Below are 15,430 nucleotides of genomic sequence, written 5' to 3'. Positions count from 1 at the left end.
TTAGAACGAAAGACTTCGTCGCCAGCAGCGCCGCCGCCCTCGTTCAGTGAGTGGGCTTATAGAACTAACCCCTTTTCCAAGTCAACAGCCATACCAAAAGTTTTTTGACATTTTTGTAACAGATTGAAAACTCACGGCTTTTGTCGTCTCACTTCCAAAACGAAGAAATTCGCCGCCCGATCGGGCGTTTTTGAGATTCGTTTTCGCCGAATCCCGAAAGAATGGCTTCGGCGAGGGAGGCAAGGCTTATATGGGAAGCCTATGAGGCAATTCCAGGTGCTTGCCTATAACGCGCCTCACTGGCTAGTCTGGGCGGAAAAACCGATCCGGCAGAGTGAAGGATGCTTGTTCTCGATGAAGAACGGCTGGCCGGCACTATCCTTACCTATGAGACGATGACAGGGCGAAAGTGACAATCAGTGCATCATTGCCGGAACTTCCGGTTTCCCATGTCCTGCCGGCGGTCGGCGCCGCCCTGGCCGAGCAGAAACGTGCCGTCCTTTCCGCACCGCCCGGCGCCGGCAAGACGACACTGGTGCCGCTTTACCTGCTTGACCAGGCCTGGCGCGGCGACGGCAAGATCATTCTGCTGGAGCCGCGGCGACTGGCGGCGCGGGCAGCGGCAAGCCGGATGGCGTCATTGCTCGGCCAACAGGTCGGCGAGACGATCGGCTACCGCATGCGCCTCGACAACAGGATATCGGCGGCGACGCGGGTCGAGGTGGTGACCGAGGGGGTTTTTGCCCGGATGATCCTCGACGACCCGGAGCTCGCCGGTGTCTCTGCGGTGATCTTCGACGAATTCCATGAGCGTTCGCTCGATGCCGATTTCGGGCTGGCGCTGGCGCTCGACGTCCAATCGGCGCTGCGCGAGGACCTGCGTATTCTCGTCATGTCTGCGACCCTCGACGTCGAACGTGTGGCGGCCCTGCTCGACCATCCGCCTGTCATCGAAAGCCTGGGGCGCAGCTTTCCGATCGATATCCGTTACCAGGATCGGCCGGGCGGCGAGCGCATCGAGGATGCTGTCACGCGGGCGATCCTCGATGCCCATGCCGCTGAAACCGGCTCCATCCTCGCTTTCCTGCCCGGCCAGGCGGAGATCACCCGAACCGCCGAACGGCTGCAGGGACGATTTGGACCCGAGACACTGATTGCGCCGCTCTATGGCAATCTTGGCCAGAAGGAGCAGGACGCGGCAATCCGGCCGGCATCGAAGGGCACGCGCAAGATCGTGCTGGCGACATCGATCGCCGAAACCTCAATCACCATCGACGGCGTCAGGATCGTAATCGACAGCGGGCTGCAGCGCCTGCCGGTGTTCGAGGCGTCGACCGGGATCACAAGGCTGGAGACGGTGCGCGTGTCGCGGGCGTCCGCCGATCAGCGGGCGGGCCGTGCCGGACGAACCGAACCGGGCATCGCCGTCAGGCTGTGGCACCAGGGACAGACGGCGGCCCTGCCGGCCTTCACGCCGCCGCAGATCCTGTCCAGCGATCTTTCCGGACTGGTGCTTGATCTCGCCCATTGGGGCGTTCAGGATCCGGGATCGCTTGCCTTTGTCGACCAGCCGCCGGAGACGACGCTTAAGGAAGCGCGGGTGCTGCTTGGCCAGCTCGGCGCGCTCGACAAGGATGGGGCGCTGACGGCACGCGGCAAGGTAATGCGCGATCTCGCTTTGCCGCCGCGGCTTGCCGCCATGGTCGTTTCCGCTGGCGAATCGGGGCACGCCCGGGATGCTGCATCGATCGCCGTGCTTCTCACCGAACAGGGGCTGGGTGGAACGAATATCGATATCGAGGAGCGGCTGCGACGCTTCAAGGCCGAACGCGGCGAAAGAGCGGAGGCCTCACGGCGGCTGGCGGGGCGGCTGGCGAGCGGCCTCGACAGAGTTACCGCACCGGCGCCGGCGCTTGCGGGCCAGCTGCTGCTGCATGCATTCCCGGATCGAATCGCCCTTCAGCGCGGCGGGCGCGGCCGATTCGTGATGGCGAACGGGCGCGGCGCGGAATTGCCTGAAACAGAGAGGCTGGCCGGCAGCCAGATGCTGGTTATCGCCGACCTTACCGGGCGGGCGGCGCAGGCGCGGGTTCTGGCGGCGGCCGAGGTGACACGCGCCGATATTGAAGCCGAGCTGCCCGGCGAGATCAAAACCGGCGATCAGATCTTCTTCGACCGGCAAAGCCGGCAGATACGGGCTCGACGGGCAACCCGGCTCGGCGCGATCGTCTTCGAAGAAACGCCGTTGCCACGACCTTCCGGAGCGGCGGTCACCCAGGCGCTGGTGGAGGGGGTGCGCGAGCTCGGGCTCGATCATCTCGCCTTCTCCAAGGAGGCCATGCAGCTTCGCGAGCGGATCGGATTTCTTCACCGGACGATCGGCGATCCCTGGCCCGATGTCGGGGACGATGCCCTGCTTTCCCGGCTGGACGATTGGTTCGGCCCCTATCAGACGGAGGCCCGCGGCCTCTCCGAAATTTCCGCGGCCGGGCTTTCGAACGGGCTGATGTCGTTGGTGCCGCACGAGTTGCAGCGCGACCTTAGCCGACTTGCGCCGACCCATTTCGAAGCGCCGACCGGCCAAAGGCATCCGATCCAATATGAAGGCGAGGAGCCGGTGCTGACGATCCGCGTGCAGGAGCTATTCGGGCTGAAGCAGCACCCGGCGATCGCCGGCGGCCGTCTGCCGCTGCTGCTCGAACTGACCTCGCCAGCGCACCGGCCGATCCAGACGACCCGCGACCTGCCGGGCTTCTGGGCCGGCTCATGGAAGGATGTGCGCGCCGATATGCGCGGCCGCTATCCCCGGCATCCCTGGCCGGAGCGGCCGGAAGACGCCTTGCCGACGACACGGGCAAAACCGCGTGGTACATGAGGCCCACTGAAGGAGCCCGCGGCATGATCGACAAGACGGAAAGCCTTACGCTGGAGGACCGCCACAGCAGCCGCAGGCTGCGCCTGCAAACGCTGGTCCGGCTGCGCTGGCTTGCCGTCGGCGGGCAGGCGCTGACGGTGTTCATCGTCGCCTTCTGGCTGAAATTTCCGTTGCCGCTGATTGCCAGCTCGTCGCTGATCGCCGCCCTTGCCTGGGTGAACTTCTACCTGACGATCCGCTATCCGCCGACACACCGGCTCGAATCGCCGGCCGCCTTCGCGTTGCTCGGCTTCGATCTTCTGCAGCTTTGCGCGCTGCTCTTCATCACCGGCGGCCTTGCCAATCCTTTCGCCGCCCTCGTCTGCGTGCCGGTTATCATCTCGTTTGCCTCGCAGCCGATCCGTTACAGTACGGCGCTGATCGGCTTTGCGATGATCTGCATCACGGTGCTTGCCTTTTCGCCCTTTCCGCTGCCGTGGTTCGACGGCGTCGAAATCAATGTCCACAACGTCATGCAGTTCGGCGTCTGGTGCTCGATCGCCTCGACGATGGCGTTCGCCGCCTTCTATGCCTATCGGGTGTCGATGGAGGCGAGCCAGCTTGCCGATGCGCTGGCTGCGACCGAACTGGTGCTGCAGCGGGAAAAGCATCTTTCGCAGCTCGACGGACTGGCGGCTGCGGCCGCCCACGAACTCGGCACGCCGCTTGCGACGATCAGCGTCGTCGCCAAGGAAATGGAGCGCGAACTCAAGGACGACGATCGTTTCCGCGAGGATGTGATGCTGTTGCGCAGCCAGAGCGAACGCTGCCGTGACATTCTGCGGCGCTTGACGACACTCTCGTCGGAAGGCGAAGCGCATATGCGCCGGCTGCCGCTTTCCTCGATGATCGAGGAGGTCGTCGCGCCGCACCGGGAATTCGGCATCATCCTGGAGCTGATCGAAAAGAGCCCGCGCAAGGACGAGCCGGTGACCGACCGCAATGCCGGCATCATGTACGGGCTCGGCAATCTGATCGAAAACGCCGTCGATTATGCGCGGGAGAAAGTGAAGATCACCGTCGAGCATGATCACGATAAAGTGCTGATCGTCATCGAGGATGACGGCATTGGTTATGCCCCCGATATTCTGACGCGGATCGGCGAGCCTTACATGACCAGGCGGCAGAAAGAGGATACGGCGGGCGGCCTCGGCCTCGGGCTTTTCATCGCCAAGACCCTGCTGGAGCGCTCGGGGGCATCTTTGACTTTCGAGAATCGCGACCCGGAAAGTGCGGGCGCGCGGATCCGGATCGAATGGCCGCGCATGCTGATCGACGCAAATTCGACAAAGTGACTTTGTCGGCATAAGTAGGATATAAGCGGTTGACGCAGATCGGGCGTTCAAGCGCCAGGGCAAGACGATGACAGAACAAAATCACGAAAATTTCGCCGCTGGGGATGAAGATCATATCGGTCCCGACGCCAGCCTGCTGATCGTCGATGATGACGGGCCGTTCCTGCGCCGGCTGGCCCGGGCGATGGAGACGCGCGGTTTCCAGGTGGAGACGGCCGAATCGGTCGCCGAAGGCGTTGCGAAATCGAAAGGCAGGCCGCCGAAATATGCGGTGGTCGACCTTCGGCTCGGCGACGGCAACGGGCTTGATGTCATCGAAGCGATCCGCCAGCGGCGCGACGACACCCGAATCATCGTATTGACCGGCTACGGCAATATCGCAACCGCGGTGACCGCCGTAAAACTCGGCGCCGTCGATTACCTGGCAAAGCCCGCGGATGCCGACGACGTCTTTTCGGCGCTGACACAGCGGGCGGGCGAAAAGGCCGAGCTTCCGGAGAACCCGATGTCGGCCGACCGGGTGCGCTGGGAACATATCCAGCGGGTCTATGAAATGTGCGAGCGCAACGTCTCGGAAACGGCGCGCCGGCTCAATATGCACCGGCGCACGCTGCAGCGCATCCTTGCCAAACGGGCGCCGAAATAACCGACATATCCATCAGACATCATCGACGGTGAACGGTTTACCGTTCGCCCATTCGGCCATCATCAGCCTTTGGGCGGCGGCGCGCGAGAAGTTGAGCGTGACGGATTTTCGTGTGGCCGGGGCCATGCGGTGTTCCGGCGCCTCGCGAATCATATGGGCGCCGTAACCGTCCGAGAGGAAAAGCCCGCACTCCTCGGGAAAGATGTCGAGCGGCACACCTTCGTGAGTGGCGAAGAACAGCCGGTCGCAATGCAGCCTGTATTCCGGCCATTTACGATCCACCCGGAAATCCTCGATCGACGTCTTGATCTCGATGATCCAGACCTCGCCCTTTTCCGAAACGGTGATCAAATCGGCGCGGCGGCCGCTCGCCAGCGGCAGTTCGGGTAGCACCGCGTGGCGCATTTCATGCAGCAATATCTGCGTTCCCCGCCGCACCATCATGGCCCTGTCCGATTGCCGGCCATCAATTAACGGATTGTTATTGTAAACGCTCAAAATCGTCATGGATAACCATCCCAGGGGCTGGCGTGTTGTTGCAAAAAAACCATGCGCTTTTAATTTGCGCCGCAGACGGATTTGTCGCGCTGCAGTAGCCTTGCAAAGCGCAAGTTAATCGAAAATAAACCATAATCAACAATGGTCGAAAGACTGTTCTCCTTGCCCCAAAACTTCAAGAGTCATCTATGCGCATCCGCAATGCATTCCCGGTACTTGGCCTGCTGACGACGCTCGCACTGGCCGGTTGCTCCTCGACATCAGACAGCGCATCCGTCGACGACAAGGGCGCAGGCCCGACGGTACAGACAGCCCAGATCTTCAACGACGCCTATGGCGTAACCAAGGATGCCGGATACTCTCTGCCGGCGATCCCGATCGACAGGGTCAAGCCGCAGTTCCGCCGCCAGGTCGTCAGCTACCAGACCACGGAGCGTCCCGGAACGATCATCGTCAACACGCGCGAGCGCTTCCTCTATTACATCTTGGCCAACGGCAAGGCGATGCGCTACGGCATCGGCGTCGGCAAGCAGGGCTTCGCATGGGCCGGCACTGCCTACGTCGCCTGGAAGCAGGAATGGCCGACCTGGCACCCGCCGAAGGAAATGGCTGAACGCCGTCCGGATGTCGCCAAATATGTCGAAGACGGCATGGGCCCGGGCCTCAGCAATCCGCTCGGCGCGCGCGCCATGTATCTCTTTAATGACGATGGCAAAGACACGCTGTTCCGCCTGCACGGCACGCCGGAATGGTCTTCGATCGGCACCGCCGCTTCCTCGGGCTGCATTCGCCTGATGAATCAGGACGTGATCGACCTTTACAGCCGCGTCCGTCCCGGCAAGGGCACGTCCAAGGTCATCGTTATCCAGTAAGTAGAGACCGAATTCGGTATAAAAAAGGCCGCCGGACTGTCGCTCCGGCGGCCTTTTTCTATTCTCGGCTATACCCTCAACCGGCCGGCTTCGCCTTCAGCTCGAGGCGCCGGCGATGAAGAACCGGCTCGGTATAGCCGTTCGGCTGCTCCCTGCCCTTCAGCACGAGGTCGAGGGCGGCCTGGAAGGCGATCGAGCCGTCGAAATTACCGGCCATTGGCTGGTAGAGGGGATCCGCCTCGTTCTGCCGGTCGACCACGGCCGCCATGCGCTTCATCGTTTCGACGATCTGGGCCTCGGTGACGACCTTGTGATGCAGCCAGTTCGCCATATGCTGGGCCGAGATGCGCAAGGTGGCGCGATCCTCCATCAGGCCGACATTGTTGATGTCGGGCACCTTCGAGCAGCCGACGCCCTGATCGATCCAGCGCACGACGTAGCCGAGGATGCCCTGGGCATTGTTGTCGAGTTCGCGCTGGATTTCCTCCGGCGTCCAGTTCGGCCGCACCGCAACGGGTACCGAGAGAATGTCGGAGAGCTTGGCGCGGGCGCGGTCCTTCAACCCCTGCTGAACCCTGGCGACATTGACGCGGTGATAATGGGTAGCGTGCAGGGTTGCCGCCGTCGGCGACGGGACCCAGGCGGTGTTGGCGCCGGCCTTCGGATGGGCGATCTTCTGCTCCAGCATCGCCGCCATCAGATCCGGCATCGCCCACATGCCCTTGCCGATCTGGGCATGGCCGGCAAGACCGCATTCGAGGCCGATGTCGACATTCCAGTTCTCATAGGCCGATATCCACGCGGCCTGGCGCATATCGCCCTTGCGGATCATCGGGCCGGCCTCCATCGAGGTGTGGATCTCGTCGCCAGTGCGATCGAGGAAACCGGTATTGATGAAGACGACGCGCTCGCGGGCGGCGCGGATGCACTCCTTGAGATTAACCGTTGTGCGGCGTTCCTCATCCATGATGCCCATCTTGATGGTGTTGCGCGCCATGCCAAGCGCATCTTCGACCCGCGAAAAGATCTCGACGGCGAAAGCCACCTCTTCCGGCCCATGCATCTTCGGTTTGACCACATACATGGAGCCGGCGCGGGAATTCTTCCTCCGGCCAGCCGGGCCGATATCATAAAGCGCAATCAGGCCGGTGATAACGGCATCCATGATGCCCTCAGGCACGTCGTTGCCGTCCTTGTCGACAATCGCCGGATTGGTCATGAGGTGTCCGACATTGCGCACCAGCATCAGCGAGCGGCGATGCACTTCGAAGGCGGCGCCATCGGGACCCCTGTATTCCAGGTCCGGGTTGAGCTTGCGGATGAAGCTTACCCCGCCTTTTGCCACCTCCTCCTGCAGATCGCCCTTCATCAGGCCGAGCCAGTTGCGATAGACGACGGTCTTGTCCTCGGCGTCGACGGCGGCAATCGAATCCTCACAGTCCATGATCGCCGTGATCGCCGATTCCAGCCAGACATCGGAAATATGAGCCGGATCGGACTTGCCGATTGCCGTCGTCGCGTCGATGACGATCTCGATATGGATGCCGTTGTTCTTGAGGAGAATATGGGTCGGAGCGACGGCATCGCCGCGATAGCCGGCAAAATGCCCGCGATCCGCAAGCATTGCCTGTTCGCCATCGGTCGATCGGAGGGCGAGCCCCCCATCCTTGATGGCGAAACCGCCGACATCCTTCCAGTGGCTCTCCTGCAGCGGCACCGATGTGTCGAGGAAATCGCGCACCCAGGCGATGACCTTCTCACCGCGTTTCGGATTGTACCCCTTGCCGTTTTCGGCGCCGTCGCTCTCCGGAATGGCGTCCGTGCCATAAAGCGCATCATAGAGCGAGCCCCAGCGGGCATTGGCGGCGTTCAGCGCATAACGGGCGTTCATCACCGGAACGACCAGCTGCGGGCCGGCGATCGAGGCGATCTCGGGGTCGACATTCTGGGTCGACACCTGGAAGTCCGATCCCTCCGGCAGGAGATAGCCGATTCCACGCAGAAAGGATTGGTAGTCGTCCATATCGCTCGGGGCGCCGTGCCGACGATACCAGTCGTCGATCTTGAGCTGCAGCTCGTCACGTTTTGCCAGCAGCGCCCGATTCCTCGGAGCCAGATCGTGGACGATCGCCGAAAAATCGGCAAAGAACTTGTCCGCATCGACCGCCAAGCCAGGCAGCACCTCCTTGACGAGGAAATCATGAAGGATGGCTTCGATGGCAAGACCGTTCTTTTCAATGCGGCTCATGCGACATTCTCCCTGCAACAACTGTGAATGCTGCCACTTTGCCCGGCTTTCATTCACAGTCAATTCCGCAATAATTCGAAAGATTTATGCTTGTCGGGAAATTATGCGCGGCGTCACCCGCATCGGCAGTCCGTTCTGCGGCTGCGTCGTCAGCTTCTGCACCGGCCAGGGATTGGTCTCGTCGGTGGAATCGAAGCGATAGCGATGCATCAGGACGGCAAGGGCAATCACCGCCTCCTGAAGCGCAAAGGTGGCGCCGATGCAGACACGCGGACCGGCGCCGAAAGGCAGAAACTGGAAGCGCCCGATAGAGCTGCGATTTTCGGGCAGGAAACGCTCGGGCATATAGGCGCGCGGTCTGTCCCAATAGAGTTCGTGGCGATGGAGCGTCCAGGGCATGATCAGCACCGTGATCCCGGTCTCGAGCTCGATCCGCTCGCCCTTGGGGCTTATCCAGGAATCATCGGCTATGGCGGCGCGATTGATGGATGGCGCCGGCGGATAGAGGCGTAACGTCTCCTCGAAGGCGGCACGCGTCTGCGGCATCATATCCAGCCATGCCACCGGTTCGGCTCCGGTGGCGAGCACCGCGTCGATTTCCACCTCCATCGCCTGGCGGATATGCGGGCTGTTCGAGACGCAATAGAGCGTCCAGGCCAGCGCCCGCGCCGTGGTCTCATGGCCTGCGCCGATAAAGGTCAGGATATTGTCTTCGATTTCTTCCTTCGTCAGCCCGTCGGGGCCTTCCTGTTCCAGCAGCAGCGTCAGGAAATCCTCGGGTGCCGTACCGCGATCGGCCTTCATCTTAGCCAACCGCATATCCATCGTGTTGCGCACGATGGCGCGGAACTTCTCCAGCACTTTCTGACCGCCGATGCGTGTCACACGTGGAACCCAGGACGGCGCGCGCATTAGATCCATCGGATCGACGCGGCCCATGCGATGCTGGAGAGCATTGACGTCATCGGCAAAATGGCCTCTCGAAGTGACGATTTCACCTGAAAATAACGTGTCGGCGAGGATCGCGAAGGTCAGCTCGGTCATATCCGTGCTGATATCGAAAATTGCCCCCGCCTCGCCCGCGCTCTGATATTTGCCGGCATAGTCTTCCGACTGGCGCAGCATCTGCCCGGCGAATCCCTGGGCGTGGCGGGGTGTGAAAACGGGCGCAACCGCCTTGCGTGATCTCTTCCAGACAGGTCCTTCGGCCGTCAAAAGACCGTCGCGGAGGATCGGACGCAGGACGAGCTGGCGCACATCCGACATGCGGTAATTATTGGCGTTGTCGACCAGCACATGCTTGATCAGGTCGGGATCATTGACGATCAGCGTCCTCTGGCCGAAGAAATTGGTGCGGATCCAGGGCAGCGTGTAGGAGGGTTCGCCCCAGAGTTCGAGCGGGTTGCGCAGGATGGTGCGGATGATTTCCAGCCGGCTCGGCGGCACGGTGCGCGGCAGCGGCGCCGGCGGAACGAAGGGATCAGGACGCATGTCCATCGGAAAAGCCTTTCGGGGAAGATCGACATCTTCCCGTCAGGCCTGAAGCTAGAGCAGGCCCTTGAGTTCGTCCAGCTTGTCGTTGATCAGCCAGCCGTAATAATTCTCTTCGGGCCAGGCGGTGGCGCCGGAGCCGCGGTTTTTCGCGGCAAGGGCTGCGGCGCGCTGGCGCGAATTGCCGACATTATAAAGCGTCGCGGTCAGGCCGGGATTGCCCGAGATATCCATGCCGGCGATCTCCTTGTAATCGTCGATCGACCGGCGGATCGAGGCGGCGACGAAGGCGAGCGAGATATCGGGATCCATGATCGCCCTGTAGACGGCGCCGGCATTCTTTTCGTTCAGCTTCGGGTAACCGGAGACGCGGGCCACCAGATCGGAGAGCATCAGCGCCGTCAGCGGATTGACCTGGCCGAGGCCGAAGGTCTGGCCGGCATAGAAGGGCTGAAAAAAGACCGCGCTGAAACGATTGTTGGGGAAGGACTTGCCACCCACCGTCTTGCCGCGGAAATCGCTTTCCCAGACATCCTCGCGACAGGACCAGAGCGTGTAGGAATCACTCTTGGCTTTGCATTCGGCAAATTGCGGCCGCGCCACGAAATCGTCGACGTTTTCGCCGTCATAGGCGAAGCGGAAGCTTTCTCCGGCATAGGAGGCAGCCTTGACATAATAGGCCTGCAGCCGGTCGTAGGCGTCGACATTATAGGTATGTTCGCCGACGATCGCGCCGACGACATGGATGGGATTGATGCCGTAAGCGCTGGAGACCTTACGGATCTTGCCCATCAGCTCGCGATCGGTCGCCAGAAGCTCGTGGACCTTTTCATATTTCAGATCGAAGCTGCTCTTGGTTCCTTTGGTGCGTCTCACCGACGCGCCCGGAATATCGGGCTGCTCGGCATGACGGTTGCCGGCCGGAACCGTCTGCATGGCGAAGGCAGGCGCCGAATTCACCAGGGCAGCGGCAATCAAAAGGCTTGTCAAAAGGCGTCGCACGATCCGCTATCCCGTCCCGTTCCATCGTCCTGTTTGCGATGCGGCTGACTGGACCAGAATCTTGGCCGAATAAAGCCGGAGCGGAAAACAAAACGGGCCTTCACTAAAAAGTAAAAGGCCCGCTGTCGAGGATAGAGTTCGTCACAATCCGGCATTCACATCGGGAAAGACATGGACCGGTGCGCCGATATCACAGAATGAAGCGCGAGAGATCGGTATTCTGCGCGAGATCGCCGACATGCTCGCGCACATAGGCGGCATCGATGGTGACGGCCGTGCCGCCGCGATCGGGCGCATTGTAGGAAATATCGTCGAGGACCCGCTCCATCACCGTCTGCAGACGCCGGGCGCCGATGTTTTCGACGGAGGAGTTCAGATGCACGGCGACATCGGCGAGCGCATCGATGGCGTCGTCGGTGAATTCGAGGTTCAGGCTTTCGGTTTCCATCAGCGCGCGATACTGGCGGATGAGGCTTGCTTCCGTCTCGGTCAGGATCCGGCGGAAATCCTCCTTGTTCAGCGGGCGCAATTCGACACGGATCGGCAGGCGCCCCTGCAGCTCGGGAAGAAGATCCGACGGTTTGGAGACGTGGAAGGCGCCGGAGGCGATGAAGAGGATATGGTCCGTTTTCACCGGCCCGTATTTGGTCGAAACCGTCGTGCCTTCGACGAGCGGCAGCAGGTCGCGCTGCACGCCTTCGCGCGAAACGCCGGCGCCCATGCCGCCGTCGCGGGCGGCGATCTTGTCGATTTCGTCGAGGAAGACGATGCCGTCATTCTCGGTGGAGCGAACGGCCTCGCGCTGGATCACCTCATTGTCGATCAGCTTGTCGGATTCGTCGCGGATCAGATCGCTGTAGGAGGCCTTGACCGTGGTGCGGACCTTCTTGGTGCGGCCGCCCATCGCCTTGCCGAACATTTCCGACAGGTTGAGCACGCCGATATTGGCGCCCGGCATGCCGGGTATTTCGAAGCCGCCCATGCCGGAGCCGGCGTCGGCCACCTCGATATCGATTTCCTTGTCGTCGAGTTCGCCGTCCCTCAGCTTCTTGCGAAAGTTTTCGCGGGTGGCAGGCGATGCGGTGGTGCCGACCAGCGCATCGAGAACACGCTCCTCGGCGCTGACATGCGCCTTGGCCTGGACCTCGGTCCGTTTCTTCTCGCGCATCAGGCCGATGCCGACCTCGACCAGATCGCGGATGATCTGCTCGACATCGCGGCCGACATAGCCGACCTCGGTGAATTTGGTCGCTTCCACCTTGATGAAGGGCGCGCCGGCGAGTTTTGCCAGGCGGCGGGAGATCTCGGTCTTGCCGACGCCGGTCGGGCCGATCATCAGGATGTTCTTCGGCATGACTTCGTCGCGCAGGCTCGGGTCGAGCTGCTGGCGGCGCCAGCGGTTGCGCAGCGCAATCGCAACGGCGCGCTTGGCGTCATGCTGGCCGATGATGTAGCGGTCGAGTTCGGAAACGATCTCGCGGGGGGAAAAGGTGGTCATTGCGTATCATTCTCCTGGCGGTCCAGGGCCATCAACAGCGCCCGGCCGTATTTAGTCGTTGTTTCGCCAAGTCCTTGAAAGCCCGTCTTGGTATAGGCTCTGATTGCGAATGCATTGTCAGGATGCGGATCGACGAGGATCCGCCGCGCGCCCTTTGCAAAGAGCATATCGCAGAACCCTATCATAAAGGCCGGTCCGTGACCCTTGCCAACGAGTTCCTCTATGCCGATGAACTGGTCGATGCCGTAGGTGCCCTTCGGCTGGCCGGCGAGCGCTTCATCGTCCTCGTCGTCGAGATCGGCGGCCTGAATAAAGGCGAAGTCCTTCCCATTCAAAGTGACGATGAAGCAAGAGACGGAAGCCGCATCGATATGCTCTTCCATTGAAGCCAGCGCCTCGGCCGGATCGCGCCACCAGCGCCTGACATGCCGGCTTTCCAGCCATGTGGCGACGAGCGGCAGATCAGCCACGGCAAGCGGCCGGAAGGCATAGGGTTCAGCCTTCGGCATCCAGCGCTTCCACCACGACATTATGGTTCGTGTAGACGCAGATGTCGGCTGCGATTTCGAGGGCGCGGCGGGCAATCTCTTCGGCCGATTTGTCGGTATCCATGAGTGCCAGGGCGGCCGCTAGGGCAAAATTGCCGCCGGAACCGATCGCCGTCGTGCCGTGCTCCGGTTCCAGAACATCGCCGTTGCCGGTGATCGCCAGCGTGATCGACTTGTCGGCGACGAGCATCATGGCTTCGAGATTGCGCAGGTATTTGTCGGTGCGCCAGTCTTTGGCGAGTTCGACGGCAGCGCGCATCAGCTGGCCGGGATATTGCTCCAGCTTCTTTTCAAGCCGTTCGAGCAGGGTGAAGGCATCGGCGGTGGCGCCGGCAAAACCGGCGACGACGTCGCCCTTGCCGATGCGCCGCACCTTGCGGGCATTGCCCTTCATGACGGTCTGGCCGAGGCTCACCTGGCCATCGCCGGCCATCACCACCTTGCCGCCTTTTCGAACTGTAATGATCGTTGTCATCAAACACCTGTCTGCCCATGACGCGGGCTTTACGCGAGACCAGACATTGGCCCTGTTGAGCCCTATGTAAGTGGGCCGGCGCCGTTTGCAAATGGCCAGGCTTTTCTCTTGCCCGGCTTCTGGATATTTGCCGATGCGCCTGATAAGGAACGGCCTTATTCCGATGGAGGGCCATATGGCCGAGACCGCAGCAAGCCGTACGGGCAGCGTTTCCCGCAAGACCAACGAGACCTCGATTTCCGTCTCCGTCAATCTCGACGGCACCGGCAAATCGAAGATTTCGACCGGTGTCGGCTTCTTCGACCATATGCTCGACCAGCTTGCGCGGCATTCCCTGATCGACATGGAGATCGAATCCCAGGGCGACCTGCATATCGACGACCACCACACGGTCGAGGATACGGGCATTGCCATCGGCCAGGCGATCTCCAAGGCGCTCGGCGACCGGCGCGGCATTACGCGCTACGCGTCGATCGATCTCGCCATGGACGAGACGATGACCAAAGCTGCGGTCGATCTTTCCGGCCGGCCGTTCCTCGTCTGGAACGTCGCCTTCAGTGCGCCGAAGATCGGCACGTTCGACACCGAACTCGTTCGCGAATTCTTCCAGGCGCTTGCCCAGAATGCCGGCATCACCTTGCATATTCTCAACCATTATGGCGCCAACAACCACCATATTGCCGAGACGTGCTTCAAGGCCGTCGCCCGCGCATTGCGCACGGCGACAGAGATCGATCCGAGACAGGCGGGCCGCGTTCCCTCTACCAAGGGCACGCTCGTCTGAGCCCTTCAAGGGAGCGGCGACAATGACATCAAGCTATATCTTCCTGACACCGCCCGGCAGCGCTGGCACGCGCCTTGACGAAACGCGTGTGATCCGCGACGGCTTCACGTGGCTCGGTTTGCTGTTTCCATGGGCCTGGCTGCTGTTCCATCGGCTGTGGTTATACGCGGCGGCTGCCTTTCTGCTGCAGGCAATCGGCGGCGCGCTGATGGACGAGCCGGGTCTCTGGCCGGCGGGAGCAGCCATCACGTTGGGCGTGAACCTGCTGGTCGGCCTGGAGGGCCAGAATTTGCGCATCCGCAACCTGGCCGGCAAGGGCTGGAATGAAGACGCACTGATAGCGGCCGATACGATCGGCATTGCCGAAGACGTCTACTTTTCCGACCGGGCGGCGGGGCCCGACACTGATGCCGCCGCGCCGGGCTGGGAGAACAAGAGCCGACCGAACGGCCCGCACGGCCAAGCGACATCGCTTGGTCTCTTTGGTTTTGATGGAGGACGCTGACGATGCGCGTCGCGATTATCGACTATGGCTCCGGCAATCTGCGCTCGGCGACCAAGGCTTTCGAGCGGGCCGCGCGCGAGGCGGGTATCGATGCGCAGATCGATCTGACCGACAGGGCTGAGGATGTTGCCGCGGCCGATCGTATCGTGCTTCCAGGCGTCGGCGCGTATGCCGATTGCCGGCGCGGTCTCGATGCCGTTCCCGGCATGGCTGAGGTGCTGATCGAGGCCGTCGAGAAGAAGGCGCGGCCGTTCCTCGGCATCTGCGTCGGCATGCAGCTGATGTCCTCGCGCGGCCTCGAAAAGACCGTGACGCACGGTTTTAACTGGATCCGCGGCGATGTGATCGGGATGACGCCCGATGACCCGCAATTGAAGATCCCGCAGATCGGCTGGAATACACTCGACCTGCAGCGGGACCACCCGATCTTTAACGGCATTGCGACCGGCCCGGACGGGCTGCATGCCTATTTCGTGCATTCCTATCATCTGGCCGCCGAGAATGCCGACGACGTCATCGCGACCGTCGACTATGGCGGTGCGATGACCGCTCTTGTCGGACGCGACAACATGGTCGGTGCACAGTTTCACCCGGAAAAGAGCCAGAAACTCGGCTTGGCGCTGATCGCCAATTTCCTCCGCTGGAACCCGTAAT

General features: G+C 61.8%; 14 protein-coding genes. 7 read left to right on the top strand and 7 right to left on the bottom strand.

Annotation, left to right across the window (positions count from 1 at the left end; translation table 11 throughout):
* Positions 1-409: 409 nt before the first annotated feature.
* The 3 genes from hrpB (at position 410) to ATY75_RS07340 (ending at position 4,855) form a co-directional block, all read left to right on the top strand.
* On the top strand, positions 410-2,875 hold the full coding sequence (gene hrpB, locus ATY75_RS07350) for an ATP-dependent helicase HrpB (protein ID WP_088937014.1): 2,466 nt from the start codon (positions 410-412) through the stop codon (positions 2,873-2,875).
* Positions 2,876-2,898: 23 nt separating this feature from the next.
* Entirely contained in the window at positions 2,899-4,209 is a 1,311-nt protein-coding gene (locus ATY75_RS07345) for an ActS/PrrB/RegB family redox-sensitive histidine kinase (protein WP_088937013.1), read from the top strand.
* 67 nt (positions 4,210-4,276) lie between these two features.
* Positions 4,277-4,855: an ActR/PrrA/RegA family redox response regulator transcription factor gene (locus ATY75_RS07340; protein ID WP_064835522.1), complete on the top strand. Its 579-nt coding sequence runs from the start codon at positions 4,277-4,279 to the stop codon at positions 4,853-4,855.
* Positions 4,856-4,867: 12 nt separating this feature from the next.
* On the opposite strand, the gene ATY75_RS07335 is transcribed toward ATY75_RS07340, so the two are convergent.
* Complete coding sequence (locus ATY75_RS07335; RefSeq protein WP_049732699.1) at positions 4,868-5,362, bottom strand: MmcB family DNA repair protein; 495 nt, start codon at positions 5,360-5,362, stop codon at positions 4,868-4,870.
* A 179-nt stretch (positions 5,363-5,541) separates the two neighbouring features.
* Here ATY75_RS07335 and ATY75_RS07330 point away from each other — a divergent pair, with 179 nt between their 5' ends.
* Complete coding sequence (locus ATY75_RS07330; RefSeq protein ID WP_088937012.1) at positions 5,542-6,225, top strand: L,D-transpeptidase; 684 nt, start codon at positions 5,542-5,544, stop codon at positions 6,223-6,225.
* A 76-nt stretch (positions 6,226-6,301) separates the two neighbouring features.
* Here the strand turns inward: ATY75_RS07330 and ATY75_RS07325 are convergent, their stop codons facing one another.
* From ATY75_RS07325 to hslV, 6 genes are all read right to left on the bottom strand, one after another.
* On the bottom strand, positions 6,302-8,473 hold the full coding sequence (locus ATY75_RS07325) for a malate synthase G (RefSeq protein WP_088937011.1): 2,172 nt from the start codon (positions 8,471-8,473) through the stop codon (positions 6,302-6,304).
* Between the two features lie 84 nt (positions 8,474-8,557).
* Positions 8,558-9,970 (bottom strand): cytochrome P450, encoded by a 1,413-nt coding sequence (locus tag ATY75_RS07320; protein WP_088937010.1) that lies wholly within the window; start codon positions 9,968-9,970, stop codon positions 8,558-8,560.
* Between the two features lie 48 nt (positions 9,971-10,018).
* Positions 10,019-10,966, bottom strand: a complete 948-nt coding sequence (locus tag ATY75_RS07315; protein WP_088937009.1) for a DUF1402 family protein — start codon at positions 10,964-10,966, stop codon at positions 10,019-10,021.
* A 190-nt stretch (positions 10,967-11,156) separates the two neighbouring features.
* Entirely contained in the window at positions 11,157-12,464 is a 1,308-nt protein-coding gene (gene hslU, locus ATY75_RS07310; protein WP_088937008.1) for an ATP-dependent protease ATPase subunit HslU, read from the bottom strand.
* Complete coding sequence (locus ATY75_RS07305) at positions 12,461-12,973, bottom strand: GNAT family N-acetyltransferase (RefSeq protein WP_088937007.1); 513 nt, start codon at positions 12,971-12,973, stop codon at positions 12,461-12,463. The genes hslU and ATY75_RS07305 overlap by 4 nt, the downstream gene beginning before the upstream one ends.
* The gene (hslV, locus tag ATY75_RS07300; RefSeq protein WP_064835508.1) at positions 12,960-13,487 is read right to left on the bottom strand and encodes an ATP-dependent protease subunit HslV; all 528 of its coding nucleotides are present in this window, start codon (positions 13,485-13,487) and stop codon (positions 12,960-12,962) included. The genes ATY75_RS07305 and hslV overlap by 14 nt, the downstream gene beginning before the upstream one ends.
* A 175-nt stretch (positions 13,488-13,662) precedes the next feature.
* Between hslV and hisB the strand changes: the two genes are divergently transcribed.
* From hisB to hisH, 3 genes are read left to right on the top strand one after another with little or no spacing between them, the layout of a single operon-like run.
* Positions 13,663-14,271 (top strand): imidazoleglycerol-phosphate dehydratase HisB, encoded by a 609-nt coding sequence (gene hisB / locus ATY75_RS07295; protein ID WP_088937021.1) that lies wholly within the window; start codon positions 13,663-13,665, stop codon positions 14,269-14,271.
* A 22-nt stretch (positions 14,272-14,293) separates the two neighbouring features.
* On the top strand, positions 14,294-14,776 hold the full coding sequence (locus ATY75_RS07290; protein ID WP_088937006.1) for a DUF2628 domain-containing protein: 483 nt from the start codon (positions 14,294-14,296) through the stop codon (positions 14,774-14,776).
* A gap of 2 nt (positions 14,777-14,778) precedes the next feature.
* Positions 14,779-15,429 carry an imidazole glycerol phosphate synthase subunit HisH gene (gene hisH / locus ATY75_RS07285; protein WP_088937005.1) on the top strand — a complete coding sequence of 217 codons (651 nt, stop codon included), beginning with the start codon at positions 14,779-14,781 and terminating at the stop codon, positions 15,427-15,429.
* The last annotated feature ends 1 nt before the right edge of the window (position 15,430 follow it).

Source organism: Rhizobium sp. N122, assembly GCF_002211295.1.
Classification (GTDB): Bacteria; Pseudomonadota; Alphaproteobacteria; order Rhizobiales; family Rhizobiaceae; genus Rhizobium.
This window is presented reverse-complemented; position numbering and strand designations above follow the sequence as displayed.

Bases quoted from the DNA above. Each gene is read 5' to 3' on its own strand.
- ATY75_RS07345 (WP_088937013.1), top strand. From the start codon at position 2,899: ATGATCGACAAGACGGAAAGCCTTACGCTGGAGGACCGCCACAGCAGC.
- ATY75_RS07320 (WP_088937010.1), bottom strand. From the start codon at position 9,970: ATGGACATGCGTCCTGATCCCTTCGTTCCGCCGGCGCCGCTGCCGCGC.
- hisH (WP_088937005.1), top strand. From the start codon at position 14,779: ATGCGCGTCGCGATTATCGACTATGGCTCCGGCAATCTGCGCTCGGCG.
- ATY75_RS07335 (WP_049732699.1), bottom strand. From the start codon at position 5,362: ATGACGATTTTGAGCGTTTACAATAACAATCCGTTAATTGATGGCCGG.
- ATY75_RS07340 (WP_064835522.1), top strand. From the start codon at position 4,277: ATGACAGAACAAAATCACGAAAATTTCGCCGCTGGGGATGAAGATCAT.
- hisB (WP_088937021.1), top strand. From the start codon at position 13,663: ATGGCCGAGACCGCAGCAAGCCGTACGGGCAGCGTTTCCCGCAAGACC.
- ATY75_RS07330 (WP_088937012.1), top strand. From the start codon at position 5,542: ATGCGCATCCGCAATGCATTCCCGGTACTTGGCCTGCTGACGACGCTC.
- ATY75_RS07325 (WP_088937011.1), bottom strand. From the start codon at position 8,473: ATGAGCCGCATTGAAAAGAACGGTCTTGCCATCGAAGCCATCCTTCAT.
- hslV (WP_064835508.1), bottom strand. From the start codon at position 13,487: ATGACAACGATCATTACAGTTCGAAAAGGCGGCAAGGTGGTGATGGCC.
- hslU (WP_088937008.1), bottom strand. From the start codon at position 12,464: ATGACCACCTTTTCCCCCCGCGAGATCGTTTCCGAACTCGACCGCTAC.
- ATY75_RS07290 (WP_088937006.1), top strand. From the start codon at position 14,294: ATGACATCAAGCTATATCTTCCTGACACCGCCCGGCAGCGCTGGCACG.
- ATY75_RS07305 (WP_088937007.1), bottom strand. From the start codon at position 12,973: ATGCCGAAGGCTGAACCCTATGCCTTCCGGCCGCTTGCCGTGGCTGAT.